Source organism: Parasphingomonas zepuensis (genome assembly GCF_036663735.1).
In the GTDB taxonomy this organism is placed as follows: domain Bacteria; phylum Pseudomonadota; class Alphaproteobacteria; order Sphingomonadales; family Sphingomonadaceae; genus Sphingomonas.
Genome location: NZ_JAXOJO010000075.1, coordinates 1 through 1083, shown reverse-complemented (window position 1 = coordinate 1083; position 1083 = coordinate 1). Strand labels below are relative to the sequence as shown.

The window sequence follows — 1083 nt, the reverse complement described above, 5'->3', positions numbered from 1 at the left end:
CGCAGATTGCCGTCGGGCTTGAACAACGTGATGCCCGCCCCCGACGCCGCACCGCCATTGGCCGACGCCGCTCCGGCAGGACGTCCGCCCGAAAGCTGCGCGATCTGCGGGAAATCGCTACGGGTAAGCGCGTCACCGTCACACAGCACGGCGGCGCGGAATAATGCGTTCTGAAGCTGGCGGACATTGCCTGGCCAGTCATAGCCGCCCAGCAATGCGATGGCGTCGTCGGTAATCCCCAACGGCCGCAACCCGGGCTGTTCGCCGACTCGCGCCAGCAGATGCCGGGCCAGCGGCGCGATATCACCGCCGCGGTCACGCAGCGGCGGGATCGTCACCTGCACTACGTTCAGCCGGTAATAGAGATCCTCGCGGAACCGCCCTTCCTCGACCTCGGTCAGCAATGTCTTATTGGTCGCCGCGATTACGCGGACATCGACTTCGCTGACATGCCGCGCACCGATCGGTTGAATCTCGCCCGACTGCACCACGCGAAGCAGTTTGACCTGCGCCTCCAATGGCATCTCGCCAATCTCGTCGAGGAAGATGGTGCCGCCATCCGCCTCCTGAAACCGCCCTATCTTGCGCTCGAATGCTCCGGTGAACGCGCCCTTCTCATGACCGAACAGCTCCGATTCGACCAGATTCGCCGGGATCGCGCCGCAATTCACCCGCACCACTGGCTTGGCATGTCGCGGCGACGCGGCGTGGATCGCCTCTGCCACCACTTCCTTGCCGACGCCGCTTTCGCCCTCGATCAGCACTGGCACGCGCGCCCGCGCCGCCTTGGCCGCGATGGCCAGCGCCGCGCGGAACTGCGGTGCGCTGCCCACGATTTCATCGAACGCCAGATGCGCGGTCAGCTTTTCGGTCAGCGGACGCAGCTCGCCCGAAACCTTGCCCCCCACTGCCGTATCCAGCGCGGCGAGCAGCCGGTCGGCGGCGATCGGCTTGGTCAGGAAATCGGTTGCCCCGGCGCGCATCGCGCTCACTGCCGCCGCGACCGATCCGTTTGCGGTCAGCAACAGAATCGGCAGCATCGGACGGTTGACCCGCAGTTCGGCGATCAGCGCCGCTGCGTCA

General features: G+C 66.3%; 1 protein-coding gene. It reads right to left on the bottom strand.

Annotated elements, in window-relative coordinates:
* Window positions 1-1083 (bottom strand): sigma-54-dependent transcriptional regulator (locus tag U1769_RS25365; protein ID WP_332720923.1); only part of this gene is annotated, 1083 nt, incomplete at both ends.